The sequence below is a fragment of the Peribacillus sp. R9-11 genome (assembly GCF_031345095.1).
In the GTDB taxonomy this organism is placed as follows: Bacteria; Bacillota; Bacilli; order Bacillales; family DSM-1321; genus Peribacillus; species Peribacillus butanolivorans.
Genome location: NZ_CP133763.1, coordinates 2,649,580 through 2,674,227, shown reverse-complemented (window position 1 = coordinate 2,674,227; position 24,648 = coordinate 2,649,580). Strand labels below are relative to the sequence as shown.

Sequence of the window (24,648 nt, the reverse complement as noted above, 5' to 3'; positions counted from 1 at the left end):
CTTTTATACCATGTCAGTTAAGTTGAATAAGAAAACTGGAAAATGGGAGTTTTGTTTTGACTTAGGAAAAAACCCTATTACAGGGAAACGCAAACAGATCCGAAGAAGGGGTTTTGTTTCTAAAGATGTAGCGGTGAAAGCTTATGTAGAGGTTAAATCTGAGATTCTTGGTGATGCCTTTGTTGATATATCTTCCATGAAGTACGAACAATTTATGGACGAGTATTGGGAAGAACGAAAGATATCACTCCAGTCATCAACATACGAAACTCATACAATATTCTACAAAAAACACATTCAACCTAGATTAGGAAAAATAAAGCTTCAAGGCATTAGACATACTCAAATTCAACGTACCATCAATGAATTAGTTAGTGAAAAGTATTCACCTGAAACAGTTCATTTGATTTACCGTATAATGAACGCTTCATTCAAGAAAGCTATTCTTCTAAAACTGATTAAAGAAAACCCTTGTTCAGGAGCTACACTACCAAAAAGGAATAGACGTGAGATGAATATTTGGTCCCTTGATCAAGTTAATTACTTTTTACAAGAAGCTCCTCATGTTACTAGGGTTACTAGGTGTCTAATTGGGTTCCAGATTGGCCTATTAGCTGGATTAAGGCAGGGTGAGATTTTAGCACTTCGTTGGAAAGATATTGATTTCGAAAAAGGAATTATTTATATTAGGCAAACACTTACCCAATCTGCCGAAATAAAAAATGGTGCTAAAAACAATTCAAGTGTTAGATCGCTCACAATTCCTAATCGATTACTTGAAGAACTTAAAATCCATCGTAAATTGATTGATTTTGAAAAAGTTAATTGTAAATTAAATTATCAAGACCATGATTTAGTCTTACCAACAAGGTATGGTGCTCCCATGATTCCTAGAAACTTTAGAAAAGAGTTCTATAACATAACGAAATATCTTAATTTGCCTAAAATTAGGTTTCATGATTTGAGGCACACTCATGCCACTTTGTTAATAGAACAAAATATTAATGTGAAACTCATAGCTGATCGCTTAGGGCATACAGATATTGAAACAACGCTTAACACATATAGTCATGTCCTTCCGAATATGCAGCGGTCTGTTAGTGATAAACTTGATGAAATAATTAAATTTTAAGTTCAATATGCTCAATTTTGTGACTCTGAATGTGACTTTGCTCTATAAAGTCCTTGATATAGCTACCTTCCCCCCTACATGCCCGAAGAAGGAATGGTAGAGGAAGCCGAACTGAAAATCCACCAGGCTTCACATGCTCGCTACTTTGAAGACTTTTTGAAATTCGTCGAATATGGTGAATCGATGCCGGAAATCATGAAAAACCAAGTCATCCACATGGTTCATGAACATGTATCCGCCCAATTCGAAGAAAACAGTGACGAACTGCAGAAATTCGAACAGGACCTGGAAATCTGGGAAACTAGCGATAAACGTGAAATCCAAGAACGTCTTGAAACCCACCAAGTCGTCGAAGCTACTGCCCAGATTGTTGAGCATACACCTGAAGCCGAACTGCGCATGAAGCTTGGGAGTACATCTATCAAAGGACTTCTAGCCGATTTTGGGGAAAGCATTCATTTAGGGAAGATTAATGGGAAGTATGTATTGATGATAGAAGCCGATTCAATTCAGTTCGATAAAGGCGTTTCGCCGATTGAATTTCATAGACCTGATGATTTGATGGAGAATGGTCCGTTGGATAATTACCAAACGGGATAACTTTCTATGCTGCTTTTTTAGTGCTAAAACTTCCGTCAGAAAAATCACACCTTTTATTATTCATTTATTACTATTATATCCTAATATCAAATTAGGAAAAATAACTTTGAATAATAGAAGTTCTAACCTACGCTCAGTTTGTTCCAATAGTTTAAATACAGATCAATTTCTTCGATGTCAATGTCGATATATTTTTGTTTAATTTTTAAGGCATTACTTAAAAATCCTTTTACATCCCTTTAGTTTATTTTCATTATAACGGATACCCCAGGTCTGTAAAAGCCCATTAAGCTTCGTTCAACAATTATTAACCTGCTGTAAATACTGGTGCTCCTGCATCTGATACAGTCATTTTGTAACGTGTTCCATTTGCACTATACATATATGTCCCTTCAAAACTTGTTGTGGAAGCGTTGTTCAATCCTTTCGTTAATCCAACTAAATCATTATTGAAAGTCTGAATGTTACTACAAGTAGTTGTAATATCAATCCCATACTTTTGATTAGCTCCACGTACTTTGTTATTGTAAATACGTCCATTCCTTGAACTAGCTGATGCACTAATAGCACTACGTGTACCAACCGTTTCTGTAGTGGAATTAATGATTACATTAGAATGAACTTCTAGCCCATCCAAGCCACTCCTATTAAATACACTACGCCCACAATTCTCCACTCTATTCCCACTAATCTATAATCCTTCGTGTACCCTAATCCCACATAACTTGTAGAGCCATCAGCAGTAGCGTCACTCACATATACTACTTCTTTCGTAATTCCATTAACTAAGTTATCTTTAACTAATACGTTAATACTGTAGTATCCCATAACAAAACGAGAAGTAGTATTGGAGATATTCCCTCTAATTAACACATCCTCACAGAATGATAGATACATTGTCTCTGCTGTTGAAAGACCTTCAAAAATGTTATCAAGGATTGGAATGTTTTTCACTCTTGCAGTTATACCATCTTTCACCAAACCCGCAACATAAATATCTCTATTTTTAGACTTAATAAAATGATTTCCTTGTATTTTTTAGTTCATCATAAAAAAAGCGGTAATACTTGGTCCAGTATTACCGCAAAATGTATAAACAGATAGCTTTTAAAACTAATTTAATCTTGTTACTAGCTTACCTTTACTGTTTTACTCTTACTCTTGTTTCCTGATTTGTCTTGAGCGTATACCTTTAATGACGAACCCTTCTTTTGTGCCTTAATTTTCACCTTAAAGTTTCCTCGACTATCCACGATTCCTTGCCCAATCTTCTTACTTCCATTGTAAATATAAATAGATGCTCCTTTTTCACCTTTACCAGTTACTGTTACTGTCTTACTTGTAATTTTATTAACTGTTGGTACGGATGGAGCTGTTTTGTCTATTACCTTAACTTTTTTACTTCCACTTTTATTACCTGAAGTATCTTTAGCATAAACAACGATGGTTGTACCTGCTTTTTGTTTTGCAATCTTAATCGTATATTGACCATTTTTTGCAGTTGTTTCTCCAATTTTCTTACTTCCTACCATCGCATATACCTTTGCATTTAATTCAGCTTTACCAGTAATAACAGTGGCATTATCATATACATTATTAACTGTTGGTATCGATGGAGCTGTCTTGTCTATTACCTTAACTGTTTTACTTCCACTCTTATTACCTGAAGTATCTTTAGCATAAACAACGATGGTTGTACCTGCTTTTTGTTTTGCAATCTTAATCGTATATTGACCATTTTTTGCAGCTGTTTCTCCAATTTTCTTGCTTCCTACCGTCGCATATACCTTTGCATTTGATTCAGCTTTACCAGTAATAACAGTAGCATTATCATATACAGTATTGACTGTTGGTATGGATGGTGCTGTTACATCTTTTATCACCACAGTACAGCTTGCAGTCTTAATTCCATCCTCTGTGGTTACTGTTATGGTAGCTGTACCCTCCTTTTTTGCGATTATTTTACCTGTGCCATCAATAGCTGCGATATCTGAATGATTACTTTCCCATTTAACCCTTTGATTTGTTGCATTAGAAGGCAAAACATTAGCAGTCAAATTAAATTCTTCTCCAATTTTTAATTCAAGATTCGTTTTGGAAAGAGTAACTCCTGTAACTATAACTGGTTTTGTCTCTATTCTTAAAAGTTCCCCACCGATAACGCCATAAAGCTCATTATTAACCCAGTAATTGTTCAAACCTATTGTATATAGTTTTATTGGTTGACTTCCGTCATTCTTGATAAAATAGTAGCCATTACTAAACCTAGCTATTACATCACCATTAGCATTTAGAGATACAATTGATGTATCAGATCCTAAATAAGTGATTTGATTAGAAATACCATCTTTCCAAATAAAAATTTGCTTTGTTCCATTTATATAATTGGTATACGCCACATAGCCATTGTTAATGGTATAATCTCTTCCAGGTGAGAAATCATTTGATGATGTAGCAATCGTCTCATCTTTTCCATCAACATTCAAAATTAAGAAATGTGTATTCTCATTATATCGATGTCTTTCATATACAGTTAAGCTTCCATCCGACACTGGATATACATTAAAATAACTTCCATCAGAAGATAGCCTACTTGTATTTCCATTGGAATATTTATAAATATTGTAATTAAATATTGTATCCCCTGACCCATTCCATCCATAACCTGACCAATAAATCACATCACCATTAGATGTTACATTATTCATCCAATTTCCTGCTTCGTTAGATACAAGTGTGATATTATCACTCTCTAGATTCTTTAAATATAATTCGACTCCAGAAGCAATACCAGGTGTTGAAAGAGGTTTTAAATCACCATTCCAAATTGCATAATGACCATTAACCTTTAAAGAACTATTTGAGTTTAATCTCCCTAAATAAGTAAGAGTACCATTTTTATATTCATATAAACTATTGGAGATATAATATGGATCAACATTTTGTACAACAAGCATCACACCTAAAGGAGTTAAAAAACCATAATCCACTTTATTTATCGAATGAGAAAAAACTAATGTTTCGTTTGTTGTGTGTAAATCTTTTATTCTTATATCATTATTTGTTCGATATAATATTTTATTATCCTTATAATCTAATATTTCCCCATCAATTCGATCTTTTGGGCTTAAAAGTGGGCTATTATCAACATAAATTTCCCTAGTTGTAGTAAATGTGCCCCCAGATTCATTTGAAACTACAAATGTCATATAGATTTCTTTTCCATTATATTTACTAATATCAACAGTCTCATCGATTCTATTTACTCTCTCCAGCAATTTCGTCCCATAACCTTCATCATTAGAAGAGGCATATACCCCTATTGTAGAGGTTTCACCAGCTAAATCAGAAGCCTCTGCAGTGATCCGTAATTTTCCATTTGTAAAATCAAAAGATTTAGGAGAAATAATATTTAAACCTGGTGGCTGCGTATACTTAAATGTCGTTTGTTTCGCTACAGCATTCCCATAAACATCATAGACAGTGACTTCAAGTGTTTTTATTCCTCTTGATAAACCATTCAAATTTAATGTACCAACCCATCCTGGAAGATGTTCACCATAAGCATTGTTATCATATGTTAGAAGGATTTCCTTTCCCTCAACCTTTGCCTTAACTTGACTTACTTGATAGGTGGAGTTCGGTTTAGAAATAATAACTTTTAATTCATCATTTTTCGTAGTATTTGACGTAGGGGAAATAATACTAAAAGAAATATTTGGCTTTGTACTTTCTGCCTTAACCACTGGATTTATACTGAATCCTGATATGATGCAAATTAAAACAATTATTACCCATTTAAGCAACCACTTCAAAATTTCGCCCCCTTCTATAATATCAGTTAAATTTTACCATAATAATAGGAGGACTGTATTACATTTTCTAAATACTGAAATTATTCATATTATTATTATTTGAATATTTATCCTTTTATGACTTAATTTGAAAGTTGTACCCTCTTTTATTCCGCTCAAAATCATTTCTAATGTGTCTGCTGCTTTATTCTGACCACCTAAACAATATTTAGTTAAAAATATTTCATCTATCACAAATCAAAATTACATTCCAGATGCTTCCTTTCTTTTGTAATTGACATCAAAACTTTACTATTTTTTTACCCCAATTTAATGTTGAGTTTGAAATTTCTATAATATAATTAAACTAATAAAAATAACTCATCATATGGAGGGTACAATCATGGACACAAAGGAAAGACAAGCATTAGAGTTATTGTTATCTCCAGAATTAATCAATAAGCTTGAAAGCTTATCAGCTAAAACAGACATGTCTATCCCTGAATTATTAGAAATATCTGTAGCTTCCCTTATAGAGAAGATGAGCAATACTACCGAACTAAATGTTGGGCTTAATAATAAAGAAATGATATTAAGAAATAAAATCATCATTAATCAGAATAAAGACGTATTAAATATATAAACACAAAAAAGAACTCGACCATTTAAGGTAAAGTGCTTTTACTTTTTACAAAATTTAAACCCAATAATGAATTGACCCAAAAGATCGCCCACTTATCATTATTCTATCAATACCAGGTGGAGTGATTTTGGCTTGATAAGTGTTACTACCTAGAATTTTATAGTCAATTAATCCTTTATCTTGTAGATACTCATACACTAGATGCTCTTGTTTTTCATCATCGTTTTCATAAAGATCCGTATATTTGATACCTGCTACTCTTCCGCCACTTTTTTCGTTATGATCATATAACTCTTAAAGTTCTCTATGTGCTTTCTTTCCATCTACAGACATTTATACCTTCTTACTCTACCTTTATAATGGATCTATTTCCTCTTGCTTGTGGTTCATTATTTTCACACTCCTAGGAAACACTTTATTTAATTTTTATATAAATTACACAATTTATATATTTGTACAAATTGTTCCTTCGTACACTGAACGAGGATTTTGTGCTCCTCGCCTTCTTCGTCGATCAAATAAATGTACGCAGTCGAGTTGTCTTTTTTCATTGCTCTGACAGCAACTTCAGCGATTGTACCGACTGAACCCACAAGTGCCGTACTAAGTATAGTACTACCATAACCTTTACCGACGTTTCGATCTCCACTTTGTTCCCACTCAATCTGTGAAAGTGTGAAGTGCTTATGTCCATATGCCGTTGTGACCTTGACTTCGCCTGACTTCCTCCCCTTTATTACAGACATTCTATTAACTAGCCCTTTGCCTTCGACATTATCAGTTAATACGTGACCGCCCTTCAATACGCTGACCCGAGGTCTAAAAACCTGTTTCCAGAATCCCATAATAGTACCGTCCCTTTTCCTTATATTATCTTATATGTTATATGTACGCATCCGCCTACAAATGGGTTCATCTTTCTTCGCAGTTGCCTATTTTTGTACCCAAAAACCTTAGCCTTCGAGGAAAGAATGATTCCGTAATCTGGCCGAAGTTCATCACAAGTGCTCCGATAATAAGAATTCATCTGCACTACTAAGAAAATGACTATTGTAACAATAAAAGAAAATAAAGGAATTAAAGGATGCATCCAGGATTGCTTCGTCTAAAACTTCCGTATAATTTTCGGGAGTTAACGCCAAATTTACACTTGCGAATCGTCGTCGCCAATGATGATTACGAGATTTACTACTGCAAGACCGCTATCAACCGCGGTCAGCGCTATGTTTAAGTCGTCCATGTCGAGGTCTATTTCGTCCTCACTAACGAAAATCTGCAGGTTAGGTAGAAAGATGCCAACACTTCGTCAGAGTGAAGATTACTCGCTTATAATCAATATCCATTTGCTCAATGGTGTTTACTTCTTATTGATGATTTAATAAAGAAAAACCTTTCGTAAATAGGGTTAATAGTGATATTTTATTGTAAAACAAATATAAAAAAATCCTGAGCATTGTGCCCAGACTCTTATCCTGAAATTATTTTTGGTATGTTGGTTTTTTAATTGCTATCAAAACCCAAAAAACCATGATTATTGGAATAAAAAATAAATTCAAATTAATTCTTCTATCAACGATAATTGAAAAAATATCGTTAATAATTAAACTAACTAAGCTTAATAAAATGCATATAAGCAAAGAATGTATCAATAATTTCAGCATTTTCACTCTCGAAAAGTCAACTATGTCAAACATTGTGTTTCCCCCTTAGTTTCAGATATTTTACCAGTATCCTAGTGTTTTACACGTTTTTTAACTTTAGGTTTCTTTTACCCCATTTGTGGCAAGCTGCATAAGCTCCTAATTTATACATGTCTTGAACAATTAAAGTAGCACCAGTCACTCCGACAACGGTTCCAAATGCAATTTTTAAAGTTTTTTCCAATGCTGAAGGCGGTGCAGCATGTCTACCTGTAGCTGACGCTGTTAGTTCGTCTATTTGAATAACATCGTCTTGTTTAAGTATTTCCTTATCTAATAATCTTGTTTCACTTTCAATTTCATTTAATTCATCTGAAGAAATTTCAATAAGTGCCTGTTGGAGATTATTAATTTCTGTATTCGATAGACCATATTCCTTAGCATAATCTACGTTTAACTTAGTTTCATCATTTTCTTTAACAATACCATTTTGTATAACTTCTAATACTGAAAGCATTTTATCCTTTTCAATAGTAGTAGTTAACGTGTCAGCATATGCCGATTGCATTGCTCTATTGTCACTTATTCAGCCCACTTCAATGCATACTCTAACTTCATGTACCTTTAATGCCGAGAAGTTTTTTGTCCAGAATTACAACATAATCTTTTTTCTTCATTATCTCATTTAAAATCATAGCTCCTTATAAACTTCTTTCATTCATATTGTTTCCACTCCATAAATAGCCTTTAAATAAATCCTTAACGAGAAAGATCCAACATTTTTCAGTTGTTTAACTTTATCAAGTGCTTCTGTTAATAAAGGGTCAACTGAAATTTCCTAACAAAAAAAGCAGCTATTAAGCTGCCTATCTTATAATCAAGGTTTATTCGATGTCACGTATGTACCAGCTATGAAATCATGGATTGCTCTATGATCTTTTCTTAAACCAACCATAAACGCGCTAACAATAAATCCTATTCCTAATGTGATTCCATAAACTATTCCAGCAACTAAACATCTTAAAAGCATAGTACCTATACCTAATTTTTTACCGTCAACCCTTACTATACGTATACCCATCATTCTTTTGCCTACTGTATATCCATACCAAAATATTGGTACGAACATTGTGTAAAGAAAGACGACAAAGGTTGAAATACTATCATCTTCCCATTGACCAGTGATCAAACCAAAAATTACCGCCAATGGAATGCCTATTATAATGCCATCTAGAACTTCTGCTAAAAATCGTTTCCAAAACCCTACTGAATTGCTCATATATGTTCCTCCTGTTGAATTAGTTACAATTAACTATTTTACCATATTCCAGGTAATTTAACGAGCTTTTAAAGAATTAAATATAGTTAAAATCGCTCTTTTTTTACCAAACATCCGCTTAAGCTTAATAGATTATTTTATCTTTTCTTGAATATATTTTTGAGTTAGTATACCCGTACCATATACGACTGAAATCAAACCAAAGTAAAAGAATATTTTAGAAAACCTTGCTTTACTAGTAAACTCAATGTATGAAAAAGTTGTATAAATAAAACCAATAGCAACTATTATTGATAAAATCAAATGCCCTTCACAGGCCTCATCATAGTTTCCTTCCAATACATTAACCCTAACCAACAAACCATGTTTCCTACCCTATTGTTAAATAACAGATAGTAAATTTTATTTTAAACATCTTATAACATTGTTTCTATAAATATTCCAAAATATCTTTATAAGCGATGTATTTGTTTCTTGTATTGGATGAACGCAGCTTTGAATTAGAATTGTATTTATAAAAACCTTATCCATTTAAACGGTATTCTCTCCCTACTTATTGAAGCCAATACGATTCAGTTCGTTAAAGGGGTTTAAAAAAAACAGGATGATTTGTGACTCGGAAACGTGACTCTAGAGCCACATTAATGTGGTATTATCCATTTTTATTAACATGTGCGAATACCTTGAATGCAATATAGAAGACGTAATTGAATTAGTTCAAACAGAAGAAAACCACCAGTAATTGGACTGGTGGTTTCAAGATTTTATTAAGTGAAATTTTTGTTTTTAATAATGATCTATTTGCGCACCCAGATTATCTAGGTCTTGTGAAATATTTAGAATGATTAAATATCTCCATTCATTTTTAAGTTTACCTAAGTCTACAACTTGATGAACCTCTACTACATCATTTTCATACTCTTTACTAGTCTCGCAAATTTCATATAAACTTTCTACTAATTCAGCATTATCCCAATTCCTTACATCTAACTGTACAAATGTTTGACTTTTCTTTATACTCATTTTCTTCTCTCCAAGTTTTTGAAGTATAACGGATATTGAGTACTCCTACTTGATTTAGTTTTATTAGAATGTCCATTGTCTTTAATGATTCATCTGTAACAACAGATGTAATATCACCGTGAATTTAATGTTTTACAACCTTAGTAGTTGCCTTTGAACTAACATTTCCTGCTTTATCCTTTGCAGTTATTGAAAGGGTAGTTCCCTTTTTCTGTGCTTTTATCTTAACTGAGTAGCTCCCCTTAGACGTTGCTTTCGCTGAACCAAGGGATTTACTACCTACCTTTACGGTCACAGTCGATAATGCTTCAGCTTTCCCTTTTACAACTTTATCATTATCATCTACCTTACTTACCTTAGGCTTACTTGGTGGAACAACATCTAACACTGTGACAGAAGCACTTGAACTCACATTCCCTGAACTATCTTTTGCTGTGACCGTTAATTTAGTTCCCGCTTTTTGCACGGCTATTTTAATAGAGTATGTTCCTTTAGTTGTTGCCTTTGCAGAGCCTAATGCTTTACTGCCATTTTTAACAGTAACCGTAGAATTAGCTTCTGCTTTCCCTGTTACTACTTTGTCATTATTATCTACCTTACTTACTGTAGGTTTACTTGGTGGAACAACGTCTAAAACAGTTACAGCAACACTTGAACTTACATTCCCTGAACTATCTTTAGCTGTGATGGTCAATTTAGTTCCCGCTTTTTGCACGGCTATTTTAATAGAGAATGTTCCTTTAGATGTTGCTTTTGCAGAGCCTAACACTTTACTTCCACTTTTAACAGTAACCGTAGAATTAGCTTCTGCTTTCCCTGTTATAACTTTGTCATTATTGTCAACCTTATTAACACTTGGCTTAGATGGCTTAACATTATCTACAAATCCAGTTGAGATAGCATATAAATCCTCTTCTGTATTATTGTCAATGTAGTCATTATCAGTGTCTATAACACCCACATAATATGTGCCAGCTTTAGCTTGATACGCTTGTACTTCAACATCATCCTCATATTCACTACCCAAATATTCCAAATTGCTACTCTCAACAAAATCTTTTTGTACGGCAGTAAATAGAAGATCAATGGAGTATGAGTTAGTTTCTCCTCCTACTAATAAAATTCCACTCTGAGGTACTTTTACTTTATAAAAATCAACATCGTACAAAGGAAGTAGTTGACCGATTGTCGGTTTTTCATATGATGATATATTTGCTGAATTAAAGTCGTCATTATATTCACTTTCAATCAAGTAATCTTCATCAGAATTGCCACTACTCATCCTACCCATTTTATTGAAACTATTTACTGAGTATGATTGTGAACCTTTTAATGCTTGTTCAATTTGGTTAAATGTTTTAGGATCAATAGCACCTTTTTGGAGAGGTTTTTCTACTTGACTTTCTATAGCTTTCCTAGCCAACTCGTTCTTGTTTCCTTCAGCCTTAACAATACCCACGGACACTGTGGAAGCTAATAACCCTACAGCAACCAATGACAAAATACCTTTATTACGCACGTTTTCTCCCCCTGAATTCGTTATAATGAACAATTTACTATATTTATCCTAATACATATGTACCTGAATTACCATATGTTTCTATATATATTTTTTCACATAAAAATATATTTCAAATGAGAGTCATTAATCTCTCGACTTTGCTCATTAAGTCACTTCAGCAGTTTTCTATACAAATAGATTCTAGTATGGTTATCCACTACTCTTTGAGCAGCTGTTTTAATGGTCCTTTCAATTCAAAAGAACCTTTAAATGATGAATCCTTCCCTTTGAATTTTACGTAATTGCTACCGTCCCTGACATCTGTGTAATATTGAGGAAGTTGTTGAGTTTATTGAAACAAAAGAAAACCATCAATCCTAACCGACTGGTGGTTTTTTTGGATTATTCATTTTATGTAAACAAAAAGCTAAGTTTTGAAAAAATGCAGCTATTGAAAAATAATAAATCACTTCTCCTAGGTACCCTTTTAAGGTAAAATTAACCAATATAAGGAAGCTCATTCATTATGGGTGAATTATTATCATTAGCATTAGATTTTTTATTCGTTGCATCAATGTCATTACATAATAGTACAAAACATACGGATAAACACCTTGATATGTTAAAAGAATACGATTGGTTTACTACTTTGTATTACAACCCTAAATATACTAGGCTTTTTAATCATAACAAACAAATTCGTGGCTATATAGGACAACGCTAGTCAATTAATAGGATGATTAAGAAAAAGAAAACAAGTGAAATACTTATTATTATGCTTGATAAATAAGCACAAAAACAAATCGTATGATTGTGTATTCATATCTCTTTTCACCAACATTTCTTATGTCTTTGACTGTGTTCCTGAGCAACAATTTATCCAAACACAGTCTAGTAATATTATTGTCACTAGCTTTTTTTATTATCTTTTATCTCTGATTTTGTAGTATTAATTTTTTCCTCTATTTTGCTTTAAATTTAAATTCACATTTATTAACTTTTCTATGAGTAACATGTAAAATTATGAATATAACAAAGTGGTATTTCCATTTAAATTTCTTTACTCTTTAACTTCAACCTCTACAATATCTTCAAATTTTATTTTTATAATATATCCCTTTTCTTTCTCCAACTCTAAATGAATCAAATTAGTTATTGGGTCTAATCTATGTAATAATCCTGTATACTCCCAATCGAAGCCGTCTTCCCAAACAGTAAACTTTACGGGTGAACTAAACTCCATAGCATTGTGTATTTTGTTTTCAAACTCCTCTATTTGGTATTCATCTAATATTGGTTTTACTTGCCGATAATAATCTTTATTTAAATCTTTTAGTAATTTAACGTGCTCAGGCAAAAACATAGCTGATTTCCATTTAATATTTCCGCGATCTTTAAGTGACATAGGAACAACTCCATTCATTCTATAAGTTATATTATAGAACATTTGTTCCGATTTATGATAAAAAAGATACATCCAATGATTGGATGCTTTAACGTTGTTACTAAATTTTCATCCAACCTCTCGCTCCCTTCAACCCTTTGTACGCTTTCATTAATTGGGAGTTATCCTCTAGATAATCTTCTCCCTTTTCAATTATCATAGCGTGGAATATATCATAATTCCCAGTAAGATATACTTCAGCACCATCAATATACCCTTCGTCTTGTAGGAATTCAACAGCATCATTAAGCGCATTAGGTTCAATCCCTAAATCCACATGTTTAAAGGCGTAATTTCCGTTGTCTAATTCCTTTAAAATAGCCAAACGTGGTGTCCATGCTTGAATAGTTTGGTAACAGGGTACCAATAAACAAAGCTGATAATCCAAGTTCGAATATCTTTTGTCTCCCCATTTCGAAATTAATAAGCCGACCTTTTGGACGACTTTGGATTTGTTTCTTATTTATTTTTCAAGATACCCACAGTTTCTTCCTATTAAAAGGACTACTAGGGAATTCATTATCAATGATTGTAACTAATATATTTGACAAGGTTCATGTAATCCTACCTATTTAATGACAGATAAAAAATAAAATCTAACTGTGTAACTAAACAATTTTATATATTTTCCCTATTCTTAGGTTTTTCTGTAGTACTATCTGTAAATCGATAAGGCATAGTAACAGTCAACATTAAAACTTTTAGATTTCACCGTTTTCAAGCCTACTAAAATACTCAATTTTACTTATTAGCCCTTTTCCATTACAAGTAAGACAGTCAGTATATATATCATAGGCACCTGTTCCGTCACAGACATGACATTGAAAGTGTGTGTCAGGTATTTCTTTTTGTTTGATTGAAAAAAAATTTACAATAGTTTCTGAAAATTTCATCTCAATAAACTCCTTTTTCACAATCATACAACTAAAAATCAGGAAATTACCTAGGATTCCAAAAATTTACGAAATTCACGTATATTCATTACAAAATTTACATAGATTCCAAAAAACTTTCGATTTTATTAATTAAAAATGAGTGGTAATTTACATATTTTCGTTAACATGAAGTTTCTTTAAGATGTGTAACAACAAAGTGCCAACATTTATGGTTGACTCAACGTATCTTGCTTAACATTTTAGTTTTTTTATGTAAAAACCGACTTCCTGTGCTAGGGATATCTCTTTTCTCACCTAGATAAAATACTAACGATTATCATTTATATTTTTCATTTTCTAAAATAATCACTTTTTCCTCACTTGAGAATTTCCCTATTTGTTTGGTGTTTTCAACCAACCGAAAAATATTATCACAGCATTGTTTGGCACCTATAATTAATAATGGTACACCAATAAAATCAATTTTTAATTGTCTTGATAAAAAACCCCCAATTGACATCACAAACGGTACAGTTGGTGATGTATTAGAGAATATTATTTTTTCATGAAATTGATGTTTGTTTTGCAGTATGAAGCTTAAGTTTTTTAATGCTGGAACAACAATTTTGGATGATCGCCGTCCTAGAGTATATACCGAGTCTCCATTTTCATCTATCCCATGGAAAATAATTTTCCCTGAATCATCTTTTGTTAATTTATTGAAGTAATTAACATTTAATATTTCTTCTTTAGTTAGTTTTCGTTCTGATTGGATAATTTCTTTTAAATGATAGGCAGCTGCTAGAGCCGTGGTATGTGTCCCACCATAGTCATTATAGATATAAATCATGATATCATCCTTACATCCTTTATATTTTTATCTATGGCTATTATGGTCATTATGGTCATTTATTCTAGTTCCAATTCAGGGGATTATCTTTTAGCTAATATTACACAGTTGATTCCTTCTGTTCATCGAATCATTTTAAACTTAACTTATAACATGATCAGTTACTGTACCAGTACTACCTATAGGTAACCCTTTGTTTTAACCATTCGAGATGTAGTGATCCCCATGGAATAAAGTGCAGTTTTTCCTTGAGAAAAACTTGTTCAAAGAACGCTTGGTCTATATTCTTCAAGTAAAATCAGTTCCCGAATTTGTAGTAGATACTATAAATACATCCAAATAAACGACACCTTTTAATCCTCTTTTACTTCCTTATATTTTTTAACTTTTAAGATAAAATTAAACATAATTAACATGTTATGATATTATCTGCAAATAATAATGATAAGAATATAAAAAGGGGATTATAAAATGAAAATAGTTTTTAAAAAAACTTTTATAACACTTTTGGGATGCCTCATAATCTTAAATATGTCCGGTATTACTACTAGCGCTGCCAACACAGTCCCAACAAAAACGACTACTATAGACCGGGTATTTGAATATTTAGGCCTGAAATATGAAAATGCTATACAAAACTTTGATTATGGTGATAAAAATGAAGTTTTTATTACTCAGAGAGTTAAATCGGCTACAGTGCTTTCACGCTGCATTATAAAAGGTGAAAAATGTGAAGTAGAAGATTATGTAATACTTGGAGACTATGGACACGGAGAGTCTTTAGAAGTGATAAAAGAGAATGGAAAAACTTTATTATGGGTAGGGAATACCGTAAATAGTGGTGATAGCAATAAATGGTCTACTGATATATCACTTATTGAGTATAAAGTTACCCCTGCAAAACCAACGGGCGCAGAAGTAGTAAATGTAAAAACGATAACAAATCTAGAAGAAGTCACATCAAAAATAAGTGGTAGTGCCTATAGAAGTGCTGTTGCAATAGCAGATGGCAAAGATCGTATTTGTTTTAGAATTCAAATTGGAACTTCAGCATCTAATACCTACTACGCCGTATATAAACTAAGTGACGTAACAAAGGCATTAAAGGCTTCATCAGATAATAAAATGTCCATAAAAGATCTAAGCTCATTGCAGTTGACAAATTTCACAGGACTCACAAGACCCAATAATTCCTTTCAAGGATTTGATATCACTGGAATAGGTTCTGGTAACAAATTCCTTTATCTGTATGGCGGTGCAGCAGGTGATACACCTACACTCTATAAATATTCTTATACTAACGGTGGTAATGCCGAGCATATCAACACCATAAAAATAACAGGAAGTTATGTTGGCAATCTTGAAGCAGAGGGAATTAAAGTTGAAAATAATCCAAATAATTCAAGTGTAGAGACTGTATTTTTAAGTTTAAATCCCGGATTAGATTCTTCTGGAAATCAAAAACCGATTCGATTATATACTCTGTTTGAATAGATAGAGAAAAAAAAGCCCCTCTCGATTTAGAGATGGGCTTCTAACGTGGTGTGATTCTAGGAGTTATACAACAATTCGCCCATAAAGTTATTGCATATTCATGCACACAATTTTATGTCATGCAAACAACTTAGCAAATGTATTTTCACCAGCGATACCATCTGCTGGTAATCCGTTAGCTTTTTGAAATACTTTTACCGCTGATTTTGTGCCACTTCCAAATATACCATCTACCCCATTTGGATTGTAACCTTCAGAATAAAGTACAGCTTGTAAGATATATGTGATATTCCCATTCGCCCCTTCTCTAATAATGGGTGAAGCTGCCTTTGTATTATGACCCCATTTCCCATCGACCTTAAGCTTTGCTCTATATTGTTTATTTAGCTCCCTTTGGAACCCCTTTATCAGCGCCGTCTTAGTGTTAGGTCCATAAAAACCATCCACAACGATTCTTGTATTATACCTACTGTTTAATGTTTTTTGGATTTGTTTTACAATCTGATCACCAGTAGGCACTTTTGATACCAAATTGGGTTTTTTGCCTGCTTGTAATTGTGAATAGGATAATCCACCCGTCATCTCCAAATGAGGATAGTCTTTAAACGAAGCCCAATCTCCACCCCATTTAAAACCCAAATCTTTACCAATAGCAGCTACACGTTTCCACTTTGAATCAACTGTCCATATTGCATTCTTCCCATCATCACTCACTATGATATAATCAATGGCTAGTCCATAGTTGTGATAAGATTGACCTGGCTGAGCGTTTGTCACTTTTGGTTTCGATAGATCACTATAATTTTTCCCTTTATAACTATATCCTAGGCGACCTTGACCATATAACTTTGCTTGCTCTTCCATAGAACGGTAGCCTGCGCTGATTTGAACAAAAATACCTTCTTTATAGGCGCGTTTAATCATTTCTAATGCTGATTCTTTCACCACTGGATGTATACCACTGCCCATATTCTTTTCGGATCTGGTTAATAACGTTTGTAATTTTGCCTTCATTTTATTCACCTCATATTATTTTTATGCAATTTAATCACAAATGCTTGTACACCTAACTGCTCTTTGCATAATAAAAAGCCACCCCTAATTAAGAGGCGACTCGTATTTTGTTACTTATTATTTTTTAAATACCGTACAGTTTGTTCTCACTGTTTATTAAAAGGTAGTATATATCATAAAAAAGAAGTTATTAACCTAGCCCAAATGTGAAAGCCAAGTTGTTGCAATCAGTTCACAAAAACATATAATAATTTTGCCATCCAATCCTTTCCATCATATAATAGAAGTAATACAGCTGAAGGAGGAATACATTTGAGCGGAGATAGAGATCCAATAGATGTAACTCTGGCTTCTCATTTAAACATGCGACTCACTCGTTTAGCCGAAGAAAGGAATATCCAACTGGAAAGGTTGTTGGATAAGTCTGTCGAATTATTACTTGAATATATGGAAGATAACGAATTAATTAATGACCATGTTAAGTTTAACAATGTTGAAGCAATCAATAAAAATAAAGAGATTATCTTACAAAGCAGACAAATTTTAAAGAAAGAATAGTTCCATGTAAAAAACACTTACCATTAAGGTTTAGTGCTTTTTCTATTATTACACACATCACTTTTATCAAATTTTCACTTTCCATGACATTAAGTCATAATATGACTATTTGGAGCCTGGTAGTTAAAGACTAATCAATATGTTTATCACTTTTATTTTAAAATATCCCCACAGTTCCTCCATACATCCAGCAAATAACTCCTGTTCAATCCTTTTCTTGCCTATTACTATACATATTATTCCCATTTAGATTTTTATCATATAAAAGGGCAGTCTCTAGGACTGCCCCTAAAAAATATTACTATTAATCGGTATACACGCACTATCATCAGGCTTTTTATTACGTATTTGCTTCTAAACTGTAAAAAACCTTCTAAAACGGTTGCTTCTTACTTTTAAGTGATTAATAAAAACGATGCCTGTTCTTACATTTGCAACGCTTTTTAGGAACCCAAACTGTACTTGGATCATTATTCTCAAAGCATTTTTCTATAAAACAATTCATCCTAACACCCTCCTTAATATTGTATATGCATAGACAAAAAGAAGGTGTGGACAAGTACAGAAAAACACTCATAAATAATTTGGTTTTAAAGACTTATTGAAACATACAACCCTTTTTCTTGGTTTTAACTGACTTTCGAATTCTTCTGCATCGTGTTTAGGATTTTTCTTGAACTTGACTTCTATTTCTGAGATTCTTTGGACATGGTATTACATACCCGTACCCGTACCCTTAACACAATCACTCTTGACTGCAAACTTCTGTACGAAATCCTTAATCTTCATATTATCAAAAGTGACATTCTTGTAGCTGTTTCCATACGCAGTAGCTAATTCCTCGACCCTAATACGAAGAGGCAATTTCTCTTTGCCGATTTCCGTGCCAAAGGCTTGGACCTTCTGAACCAGCTTTTGCGCAAATTCCTTACTGTAAGGGATGAACTTTGTACCACTTGCTACTTTATCAGCGACCTTCGCAGCATCTGCCACACCGCCAATTCCAAGGGCTATCATCAGCCCGTTCTGGCGCTGTTCTTCGGTTAGATGGTTTCCAAACATGTCTATACCTGTGACCGCTTCGGCTAGTCCGTTGGCTGCGGTGAGCACGTACAGGCCGTATTCGGTTTTCTGGAGGAGGCTACAGCCTTTTGTCGTTTTATAGACAGCGAGTGCATGATTCCCCGCGTTGAGTCCTTTGGCCGTTTTGTAGATGGCGCTGCCGCCTTTGATGGCCCGGCCCCAGCCGACTACAGGGATAAATCCAGCGGCGGCCATAGCTCCGGCGGCGATTCGTTCGGCTTCGGACAACTTGCGGCCCGTTACTGGTTCGACTCCGGTTGATGCCCTGATTGAATGATAATATCCCGTGAATTCCCATGTAAAGGTATTTATCGTATCCCAGGCCTTTTCATACCATGGGCGGTTTTCGAGTTCTTCCCATTTCGCGTTCGATTTCCTTGGCTTCCGCTTGTTGCTTTTTGAAGGTCTGATAGTCTTTCATCTGACCGGCGACTTCATCCTTCACTTGATAGACGTCACTATTCTTAAAGGCCGATTGGTTAAAAGTCATCGGCGAAACGTTGCCATCCTGTTTCGTGGCATCAAGCAAGGCACGGAAAAGGCCAACAGCCACGTTTTCCTGCCCGACGGAGACATCATATTCCTCCACCAATTGCCGGTCGACATTTTCGACCTTTGTCATGGTGTCATCCAGTCTTTGTCCGGCCAGCGTGATTTTTTCATTAAAGTCTTTTTGGTCGAACATATGAAGAGGAAGGATATCGTCAATGCTGTTCAGGAACCTTTGAAGATCACTCGCTTGTTCATCGACAAGCGACTTCGCTTGATTAATGCCATTCGAAACTTCGCCATCTAAAAAGGGAACCTCGACCACCGTATCTCCGGAAAGGTCCGCTTCTTCCAGACTGGCAGGAATACCTTCCAAAAAACTGATCTGGGTAGTGAATAATTCGATCCAGGCGTCCGCCACATCGATTTGTGCTTCATAGAAGCTTTTGATGGCCGCGGCCCCGGCGCCTTGAAACTCGTGATCCAGGCTGACGATACCCTGAAATTCCTTTTTTAGGGCAACGACTTCCTTCTTTAGTTCTTCATATTGCTTGGCACGCGACTTGGTTGCGGCCGTCAATGTCTTGGCTTCATATATTTTCATCGCGGCTGATACCCATTTGAAGACGAATGGGTGATGGCATCGTCCTGTTCTTTCAATAGATCAATGTTCGCCTGGGTATCTTCCACATTTTTTTGAACGATTTTGATATATCGCTCAAATACTTTTTCGAGGTTTGCTTCACGGTCGATCCACTTTGAGGTAAATTCAAGCTTATTTTTCCCAAGCTCGTCGGCCGGCAGATTTCCAAGCGTTACTGTACCAAGAGCAGTCTTTACCTGATTAACTTGCTTTGTTACTGCAGGATGATTCAGTTTGATTGTCGCCATTAAATCAACCGCCTTTTTAAATCTGATATTTTACTTTCCAGCTGCCCAAGTGCCTCCTCACCTTTGTCTAAAAGGTGATCGGCTTCTTGGGCTATATTTCCAGCTATATTCATAAGAGTTTTCTCGGCATTTAGCTTTGTAATCATCGCTTCAATTTTCCATTGATAGTCGTCATAGTCGTCATGGATGATGCTATACATCAAATTATAAGCATCACCACGGGCTTCCTGGAAATCATCTGAGCGGCTTCCTGTCCAACTACTACCCATCTCCGGATTTTTAATATTTCTAATCTCGTTAAGACACATACTTTGTTCTTTTATAATACCGTCTTTCGCATTCACTAAACGTTCAATTTTTTCGTCTAAACTAGCTATTTTACTGGAGATAGCAGAGTGCATGTTACTCAATATGTCTGCATATACCATAAAGACTCACCTCAAAAATAGTATATTTCTATTATAACTGTCATTTTTTTCATATTTTCTATTATAAGGATTAAAGTCTGAGAGTTAAATAGGGAATAATATGCTATTTTGTCTGTAAACAGAGAAAATTGACATAATTATAATTAAGTACAACAAATTCTTTATACCCTGTTTTTTACCAAAATTAAACAACAAAAAAACACTTCATCTACTAAGGAATGGAAAGATGGACCCTCTACTGAAACACAAAATTATCTTAGAATATGATGTCTTAAATTTATTATCAGACATATTGAAAAGCTAGGTAAACTATGAACAAACAAGGAGATATTCATTCAAATAGAACTCATGGTTTCCTAAATTCAGTTAAATTCACCAGAATCATATCTGTTTATCAAATTTTCACGAACAAATTCTCTGCAAGTAGAAGATAAATGTGATCTTTGAGGGTGAATCAAATCTCCAAAAGGCATATTCTGGACAAATTTGATTTCACCTTCAAATTCCCTTTCAGCATCAGCATCAAAACCTACTATTTTCACAAAGTAAGTTTTGTGACCAGTTTTCATAAAATCAATTATTGTTAACATGTGATTATTTTCTTTTTGCATACTTTTTCCTCCACCAGATAAATCAAATAGCCTTTACGTATTGTTAAAAATCTAACTTATAATAATAATCCAATATACCTGTTGTTACTAGAACATAATTAGGCTCGTAATCACTAATTTAGCTCTTTGTTATTTTAAACAACTTATAAATAAAAAAGCCAATCAATACAATCAAGGCTAAAATTGTTACTTTCATTTTCTACTTGATCTTTATCTTTTCTATGTATCGAATGTTGTATAGCCACCGGCTAGACTTCATATATTAACTATACCTTTATTTAGCTGCCATTGCATCCTTGCTTAAGTTTTACGGATAAGGTCTTCTTCTTTTCCGAATTACTCCATTTTCATTCATACCATGCATTTAATTCTTCTTTAAATGTTTCCTAGTTTTGCCCTAAAAAAGATCAACCATTGTGCTGAGCTAAAAATAACTGAAAAACAAAAAACACACTCGATATTAATGAGTGTCTTAGCTTAATCGTTAAACGATTGCATTCATTTCAACTATCCTTCCTTCTCAATCATACTAGCTATATTTTCTATGACATCTATGTAAAATGATGCAGAATAAACCTAATAACTTATCCCTTCTATATAAAATTATAACCTGCTATAATTTAGGGATTGGAGGTGTTATTCATGAAAGACTTCATCCAGATATTAGCGGAAATCGTAAACAATATTCATGATTTTATACTATTATTTGTAAGCGACACTCTAAATTCAAATGCAACGGACAAAGATCTACATTTTTGGATAATGGGGATTATAGGAATTATTATATTTTTGTTTGTGTTATTTTTATCTAATTTAATATCCCGGATGCGTTTTGGGATTACCATTCTTTCTTTCCTATATACCTTTACTGTCATGGTTGTCTTAGTATTTGCAATTGAAATACAACAAGCTCTAACTAGTAGAGGAAATATGGAATTTCAAGATGCTGCAGTAGGCCTCTGGGGCTTCATCGTATTTTTCTTAGTTTTTGCTGCAATTTCCTCACTGTATTTATTGATAAAAAAATTCTTCAAACAATCAAAAAAAAGGTAACAAGAGATCACCTTGCTCTTAACATTACTTACGCTAGTTTATCGGAATTTAGCTTTGGAGTTATATAAGAGGTTATAATGAGAACTTTCTCTGTAGCATATCTTAGAATGGAAAAAGGGAGTAGTTACAGAGAAGCTGGCATTATGTGGAGTAATAGATTTTACAATCTTAGAATTTCAGATTTACTTTGATTCATTTTCATTAAATAAATCAATGCTAAACAGATTGAAAGAATCGTCGTCATTTAAACTTTCCTGATTATGTCCAGATATTTCAGAGCTATTTTCCTTACGACGGCGGTTTACTTCTCTTAATTCCGCTTCTAGAAATTCTGCTTGACCGTGTGAAAGCTTAATCGTTATTTCATTATTATTATCATCTGCCGCTTTCAAAAGAACATAACTGTCAGCTGCATTGCGTAAAGTAACATTGCTAAGTGTTAAGTTCATGTTTTCGAGTTCATATCTTGCCTTCATATCGTAAAAAGAACCTCCATCGGAAAACCATTTAAAATTATATATATTAAATATACTCTACTTCAAGATATCTAAATATACAAATACTTTGTTTACCATTTTCCGATGCAAAAAGCGGTCTGGTACCTGTATATGGAGAATCCCTTTATATTAAATAGTCTTCCTATAAATGGAATTATAGTCTACAACTAAAAAAATCACCGCATACCTCTCAAAGTGTGCGATGATTTTATTGTTCATATTATTCTCCCTTTAGCATTCTCTGTGCCACTTAGGCCAGTTGGCTGGCATAAGATTTGATATCTATCATGGTTGTTGAAATCTCTTCTGTGACGGCTGACTGGTTTTCAGTTTCTGCGTTAATAGAAATAATAGTAGAACTAGAAAGACTGTAAGGGTTTTGTTCCAGAGGAATCGTCATCACCACAAGTTTTAATACTCCTATATTAAAACAAAAAAGACTGTAGGAAAAAGTGTTTATTTCTAATTGTTAAAACAAAGTTGATTGGAACGGAAGGAGCGAGACTCCTGCGGGAAAAGCGTGTCCAAGGGAGACCCCACAGGCGCAAAGGCGCCGAGGAGGCTCCCTGACCGCCCGCGGAAAGCGAGTGTCCTACGTTCCAATCAACGTTCGAATTTTTACAACCCCTCAAAAAAACTGTAGACAAACTCGATTTTCATCGAGTTTGTCTACAGTCTGAATGGAACCTTTCACTTTAGGAAAGGTTCCATTTTTTACTGCTGGGTTTGGCCCAAAATGGGAATATTTGAAAATCTCATGATTGGTTTGCTTCCCCATAACCATAGTATTCTACTGCATCTTCTAGTAATATGGGCTCTAATAATAGAATCGTAATCCTGCATTTTCAACAGTGATTGGCGTTTATCATTCAATTACATGCTGAAGTCCTATCTTAACTAAGCTTCTCCATTATTCCTTCATTTCCACCAAGTATCGTACACGTTAATGGCTTCATTCCGTTTATGTTCGGTTTTTGTATACCAGCCTTCGATGATTTCGGCCGCTTCCGTTCTTATCTCCTTACCTTCAAGGTAATCATCGATTTCATCATAACTCACTCCTAAAGCCACTTCATCAGGAATCAGAGGTTTGTCATCTTCTAGATCTGCAGTTGGAATTTTCGTATATAGACGCTCAGGTGCTCCGACGAATTTCAGAATTTCTTTTCCTTGCCTTTTATTCAAACGATATAACGGGATGATATCCGCTGCCCCGTCACCATGTTTTGTAAAGAAACCGGTGATTGCTTCCGCTGCATGGTCTGTACCAAGCACGACACCTTTATATAGTCCGGCTAAATCGTATTGCACCTTCATCCGCTCACGTGCTTTGACATTTCCTCTTAAGAAATGGGATAGTTTTTCACCCGTAGCGTCTTCCACAGCCTTTACCGATGCATCCACTGCTTCCTTAATATTAACTGTTACCGTTTGACTTGGCTTAATGAATTTCAAAGCCAATTGTCTGTCATCTTCATCAGCCTGTACACCGTATGGAAGGCTCACAGCAACAAATTTATATTCTTTGCTGTTCGTTTCATGATTCAATTCATTGACAGCAGTTTGTGCAATATAGCCGCCTAGCGTTGAATCTTGACCTCCAGAAATACCCAGTACAAAGCTTTTTAGAAAAGCGTTTTTCTTCATATAATCTTTTAGAAGATCGACACTTTTTCTGAATTCAGCTTCAGGATTAATCTTTGGTTGGACAAGTAATTTTTTTACGATTTCATTTTGTAATGGACGCAT

The 24,648-nt window shown here is 34.2% G+C and carries 28 protein-coding genes and 1 pseudogene; 7 read left to right on the top strand and 22 right to left on the bottom strand.

All coding sequences use genetic code 11. The features are described 5' to 3' along the window. Window positions 1–10 precede the first annotated feature (10 nt). Both RE409_RS13030 and RE409_RS13025 read left to right on the top strand, forming a co-directional pair. The gene (locus RE409_RS13030) at window positions 11–1,132 is read left to right on the top strand and encodes a site-specific integrase (RefSeq protein WP_309559091.1); all 1,122 of its coding nucleotides are present in this window, start codon (window positions 11–13) and stop codon (window positions 1,130–1,132) included. Window positions 1,133–1,204: 72 nt separating this feature from the next. Then, window positions 1,205–1,732: pseudogene (locus RE409_RS13025) on the top strand (DUF3898 domain-containing protein); the annotation flags it as partial. Between the two features lie 307 nt (window positions 1,733–2,039). Here RE409_RS13025 and RE409_RS13020 read toward each other — a convergent pair. The 3 genes from RE409_RS13020 to RE409_RS13010 all read right to left on the bottom strand — a co-directional run bounded on the left by RE409_RS13020 (window position 2,040) and on the right by RE409_RS13010 (window position 5,547). Then, a complete protein-coding gene (locus RE409_RS13020; RefSeq protein ID WP_201249492.1) occupies window positions 2,040–2,369 on the bottom strand; it encodes a hypothetical protein in 330 nt (109 codons plus the stop codon). After that, window positions 2,357–2,710: a hypothetical protein gene (locus tag RE409_RS13015; protein ID WP_309559090.1), complete on the bottom strand. Its 354-nt coding sequence runs from the start codon at window positions 2,708–2,710 to the stop codon at window positions 2,357–2,359. Before RE409_RS13015 ends, RE409_RS13020 begins: the two co-directional genes overlap by 13 nt. Before the next feature lie 152 nt (window positions 2,711–2,862). After that, on the bottom strand, window positions 2,863–5,547 hold the full coding sequence (locus tag RE409_RS13010) for an Ig-like domain-containing protein (RefSeq protein ID WP_309559089.1): 2,685 nt from the start codon (window positions 5,545–5,547) through the stop codon (window positions 2,863–2,865). A gap of 382 nt (window positions 5,548–5,929) precedes the next feature. Here RE409_RS13010 and RE409_RS13005 point away from each other — a divergent pair, with 382 nt between their 5' ends. Beyond that, window positions 5,930–6,169, top strand: coding sequence for a hypothetical protein (locus RE409_RS13005; RefSeq protein WP_201180613.1), 240 nt, complete (start codon window positions 5,930–5,932; stop codon window positions 6,167–6,169). A gap of 419 nt (window positions 6,170–6,588) precedes the next feature. Here the strand turns inward: RE409_RS13005 and RE409_RS13000 are convergent, their stop codons facing one another. The 6 genes from RE409_RS13000 to RE409_RS12975 form a co-directional block, all read right to left on the bottom strand. Then, entirely contained in the window at window positions 6,589–7,014 is a 426-nt protein-coding gene (locus tag RE409_RS13000; protein WP_201180615.1) for a hypothetical protein, read from the bottom strand. Window positions 7,015–7,909: 895 nt separating this feature from the next. Further along, a complete protein-coding gene (locus RE409_RS12995; protein WP_201253494.1) occupies window positions 7,910–8,377 on the bottom strand; it encodes a hypothetical protein in 468 nt (155 codons plus the stop codon). Between the two features lie 309 nt (window positions 8,378–8,686). After that, window positions 8,687–9,088 (bottom strand): RDD family protein, encoded by a 402-nt coding sequence (locus RE409_RS12990; protein WP_201180620.1) that lies wholly within the window; start codon window positions 9,086–9,088, stop codon window positions 8,687–8,689. Between the two features lie 132 nt (window positions 9,089–9,220). Beyond that, complete coding sequence (locus RE409_RS12985; RefSeq protein ID WP_201249495.1) at window positions 9,221–9,427, bottom strand: hypothetical protein; 207 nt, start codon at window positions 9,425–9,427, stop codon at window positions 9,221–9,223. A 447-nt stretch (window positions 9,428–9,874) separates the two neighbouring features. Continuing rightward, complete coding sequence (locus RE409_RS12980) at window positions 9,875–10,111, bottom strand: hypothetical protein (RefSeq protein WP_201180622.1); 237 nt, start codon at window positions 10,109–10,111, stop codon at window positions 9,875–9,877. A 124-nt stretch (window positions 10,112–10,235) separates the two neighbouring features. Then, on the bottom strand, window positions 10,236–11,630 hold the full coding sequence (locus RE409_RS12975; protein ID WP_309559088.1) for an Ig-like domain-containing protein: 1,395 nt from the start codon (window positions 11,628–11,630) through the stop codon (window positions 10,236–10,238). A 508-nt stretch (window positions 11,631–12,138) separates the two neighbouring features. On the opposite strand from RE409_RS12975, the gene RE409_RS12970 reads away from it, so the two are divergent. Further along, a complete protein-coding gene (locus tag RE409_RS12970) occupies window positions 12,139–12,336 on the top strand; it encodes a hypothetical protein (RefSeq protein WP_201224607.1) in 198 nt (65 codons plus the stop codon). Between the two features lie 336 nt (window positions 12,337–12,672). Here the strand turns inward: RE409_RS12970 and RE409_RS12965 are convergent, their stop codons facing one another. The 4 genes from RE409_RS12965 to RE409_RS12950 all read right to left on the bottom strand — a co-directional run bounded on the left by RE409_RS12965 (window position 12,673) and on the right by RE409_RS12950 (window position 14,781). Continuing rightward, a complete protein-coding gene (locus tag RE409_RS12965; protein WP_056519358.1) occupies window positions 12,673–13,017 on the bottom strand; it encodes a YolD-like family protein in 345 nt (114 codons plus the stop codon). A gap of 100 nt (window positions 13,018–13,117) precedes the next feature. Further along, complete coding sequence (locus RE409_RS12960; protein ID WP_201253492.1) at window positions 13,118–13,381, bottom strand: YjcQ family protein; 264 nt, start codon at window positions 13,379–13,381, stop codon at window positions 13,118–13,120. Between the two features lie 376 nt (window positions 13,382–13,757). After that, a complete protein-coding gene (locus RE409_RS12955) occupies window positions 13,758–13,949 on the bottom strand; it encodes a hypothetical protein (RefSeq protein ID WP_053345975.1) in 192 nt (63 codons plus the stop codon). Between the two features lie 319 nt (window positions 13,950–14,268). Then, a complete protein-coding gene (locus RE409_RS12950) occupies window positions 14,269–14,781 on the bottom strand; it encodes a DUF3189 family protein (RefSeq protein WP_053345974.1) in 513 nt (170 codons plus the stop codon). 471 nt (window positions 14,782–15,252) lie between these two features. Here RE409_RS12950 and RE409_RS12945 point away from each other — a divergent pair, with 471 nt between their 5' ends. After that, window positions 15,253–16,275 (top strand): helveticin J family class III bacteriocin, encoded by a 1,023-nt coding sequence (locus RE409_RS12945; RefSeq protein ID WP_309559086.1) that lies wholly within the window; start codon window positions 15,253–15,255, stop codon window positions 16,273–16,275. Window positions 16,276–16,392: 117 nt separating this feature from the next. On the opposite strand, the gene RE409_RS12940 is transcribed toward RE409_RS12945, so the two are convergent. After that, window positions 16,393–17,289 carry a peptidoglycan-binding protein gene (locus tag RE409_RS12940; RefSeq protein WP_309559085.1) on the bottom strand — a complete coding sequence of 299 codons (897 nt, stop codon included), beginning with the start codon at window positions 17,287–17,289 and terminating at the stop codon, window positions 16,393–16,395. A gap of 312 nt (window positions 17,290–17,601) precedes the next feature. Between RE409_RS12940 and RE409_RS12935 the strand changes: the two genes are divergently transcribed. Continuing rightward, window positions 17,602–17,847 (top strand): hypothetical protein, encoded by a 246-nt coding sequence (locus RE409_RS12935; protein ID WP_201224626.1) that lies wholly within the window; start codon window positions 17,602–17,604, stop codon window positions 17,845–17,847. A 714-nt stretch (window positions 17,848–18,561) separates the two neighbouring features. On the opposite strand, the gene RE409_RS12930 is transcribed toward RE409_RS12935, so the two are convergent. From RE409_RS12930 to RE409_RS12910, 5 genes are all read right to left on the bottom strand, one after another. Continuing rightward, window positions 18,562–19,341, bottom strand: a complete 780-nt coding sequence (locus RE409_RS12930; protein ID WP_309559271.1) for a pre-toxin TG domain-containing protein — start codon at window positions 19,339–19,341, stop codon at window positions 18,562–18,564. Beyond that, window positions 19,259–20,023 carry a T7SS effector LXG polymorphic toxin gene (locus tag RE409_RS12925; RefSeq protein WP_201224630.1) on the bottom strand — a complete coding sequence of 255 codons (765 nt, stop codon included), beginning with the start codon at window positions 20,021–20,023 and terminating at the stop codon, window positions 19,259–19,261. Before RE409_RS12925 ends, RE409_RS12930 begins: the two co-directional genes overlap by 83 nt. After that, window positions 20,020–20,310: a YwqI/YxiC family protein gene (locus RE409_RS12920; protein WP_201180652.1), complete on the bottom strand. Its 291-nt coding sequence runs from the start codon at window positions 20,308–20,310 to the stop codon at window positions 20,020–20,022. Before RE409_RS12920 ends, RE409_RS12925 begins: the two co-directional genes overlap by 4 nt. After that, complete coding sequence (locus RE409_RS12915; protein ID WP_201224632.1) at window positions 20,310–20,738, bottom strand: YwqH-like family protein; 429 nt, start codon at window positions 20,736–20,738, stop codon at window positions 20,310–20,312. Before RE409_RS12915 ends, RE409_RS12920 begins: the two co-directional genes overlap by 1 nt. A gap of 362 nt (window positions 20,739–21,100) precedes the next feature. Beyond that, complete coding sequence (locus tag RE409_RS12910; protein ID WP_309559084.1) at window positions 21,101–21,349, bottom strand: hypothetical protein; 249 nt, start codon at window positions 21,347–21,349, stop codon at window positions 21,101–21,103. A 642-nt stretch (window positions 21,350–21,991) separates the two neighbouring features. Here RE409_RS12910 and RE409_RS12905 point away from each other — a divergent pair. Next, on the top strand, window positions 21,992–22,402 hold the full coding sequence (locus RE409_RS12905) for a hypothetical protein (protein WP_201224636.1): 411 nt from the start codon (window positions 21,992–21,994) through the stop codon (window positions 22,400–22,402). A 182-nt stretch (window positions 22,403–22,584) separates the two neighbouring features. Here RE409_RS12905 and RE409_RS12900 read toward each other — a convergent pair whose 3' ends face one another. The 3 genes from RE409_RS12900 to nadE form a co-directional block, all read right to left on the bottom strand. Next, the gene (locus RE409_RS12900; protein ID WP_056519337.1) at window positions 22,585–22,878 is read right to left on the bottom strand and encodes a hypothetical protein; all 294 of its coding nucleotides are present in this window, start codon (window positions 22,876–22,878) and stop codon (window positions 22,585–22,587) included. Window positions 22,879–23,149: 271 nt separating this feature from the next. Next, a complete protein-coding gene (locus RE409_RS12895) occupies window positions 23,150–23,305 on the bottom strand; it encodes a hypothetical protein (protein WP_309559083.1) in 156 nt (51 codons plus the stop codon). A 512-nt stretch (window positions 23,306–23,817) separates the two neighbouring features. After that, a complete protein-coding gene (gene nadE / locus RE409_RS12890; RefSeq protein WP_201180663.1) occupies window positions 23,818–24,648 on the bottom strand; it encodes an NAD(+) synthase in 831 nt (276 codons plus the stop codon).

Coding starts and splice junctions, on each gene's coding strand:
- RE409_RS13030 (WP_309559091.1), top strand. CDS start 11: ATGTCAGTTAAGTTGAATAAGAAAACTGGAAAATGGGAGTTTTGTTTT.
- RE409_RS13005 (WP_201180613.1), top strand. CDS start 5,930: ATGGACACAAAGGAAAGACAAGCATTAGAGTTATTGTTATCTCCAGAA.
- RE409_RS13000 (WP_201180615.1), bottom strand. CDS start 7,014: ATGGGATTCTGGAAACAGGTTTTTAGACCTCGGGTCAGCGTATTGAAG.
- RE409_RS12995 (WP_201253494.1), bottom strand. CDS start 8,377: ATGCAATCGGCATATGCTGACACGTTAACTACTACTATTGAAAAGGAT.
- RE409_RS12990 (WP_201180620.1), bottom strand. CDS start 9,088: ATGAGCAATTCAGTAGGGTTTTGGAAACGATTTTTAGCAGAAGTTCTA.
- RE409_RS12980 (WP_201180622.1), bottom strand. CDS start 10,111: ATGAGTATAAAGAAAAGTCAAACATTTGTACAGTTAGATGTAAGGAAT.
- RE409_RS12970 (WP_201224607.1), top strand. CDS start 12,139: ATGGGTGAATTATTATCATTAGCATTAGATTTTTTATTCGTTGCATCA.
- RE409_RS12965 (WP_056519358.1), bottom strand. CDS start 13,017: ATGTCACTTAAAGATCGCGGAAATATTAAATGGAAATCAGCTATGTTT.
- RE409_RS12955 (WP_053345975.1), bottom strand. CDS start 13,949: ATGAAATTTTCAGAAACTATTGTAAATTTTTTTTCAATCAAACAAAAA.
- RE409_RS12950 (WP_053345974.1), bottom strand. CDS start 14,781: ATGATTTATATCTATAATGACTATGGTGGGACACATACCACGGCTCTA.
- RE409_RS12945 (WP_309559086.1), top strand. CDS start 15,253: ATGAAAATAGTTTTTAAAAAAACTTTTATAACACTTTTGGGATGCCTC.
- RE409_RS12940 (WP_309559085.1), bottom strand. CDS start 17,289: ATGAAGGCAAAATTACAAACGTTATTAACCAGATCCGAAAAGAATATG.
- RE409_RS12925 (WP_201224630.1), bottom strand. CDS start 20,023: ATGAAAATATATGAAGCCAAGACATTGACGGCCGCAACCAAGTCGCGT.
- RE409_RS12920 (WP_201180652.1), bottom strand. CDS start 20,310: ATGGCGACAATCAAACTGAATCATCCTGCAGTAACAAAGCAAGTTAAT.
- RE409_RS12915 (WP_201224632.1), bottom strand. CDS start 20,738: ATGGTATATGCAGACATATTGAGTAACATGCACTCTGCTATCTCCAGT.
- RE409_RS12910 (WP_309559084.1), bottom strand. CDS start 21,349: ATGCAAAAAGAAAATAATCACATGTTAACAATAATTGATTTTATGAAA.
- RE409_RS12905 (WP_201224636.1), top strand. CDS start 21,992: ATGAAAGACTTCATCCAGATATTAGCGGAAATCGTAAACAATATTCAT.
- RE409_RS12900 (WP_056519337.1), bottom strand. CDS start 22,878: ATGAAGGCAAGATATGAACTCGAAAACATGAACTTAACACTTAGCAAT.
- nadE (WP_201180663.1), bottom strand. CDS start 24,648: ATGCGTCCATTACAAAATGAAATCGTAAAAAAATTACTTGTCCAACCA.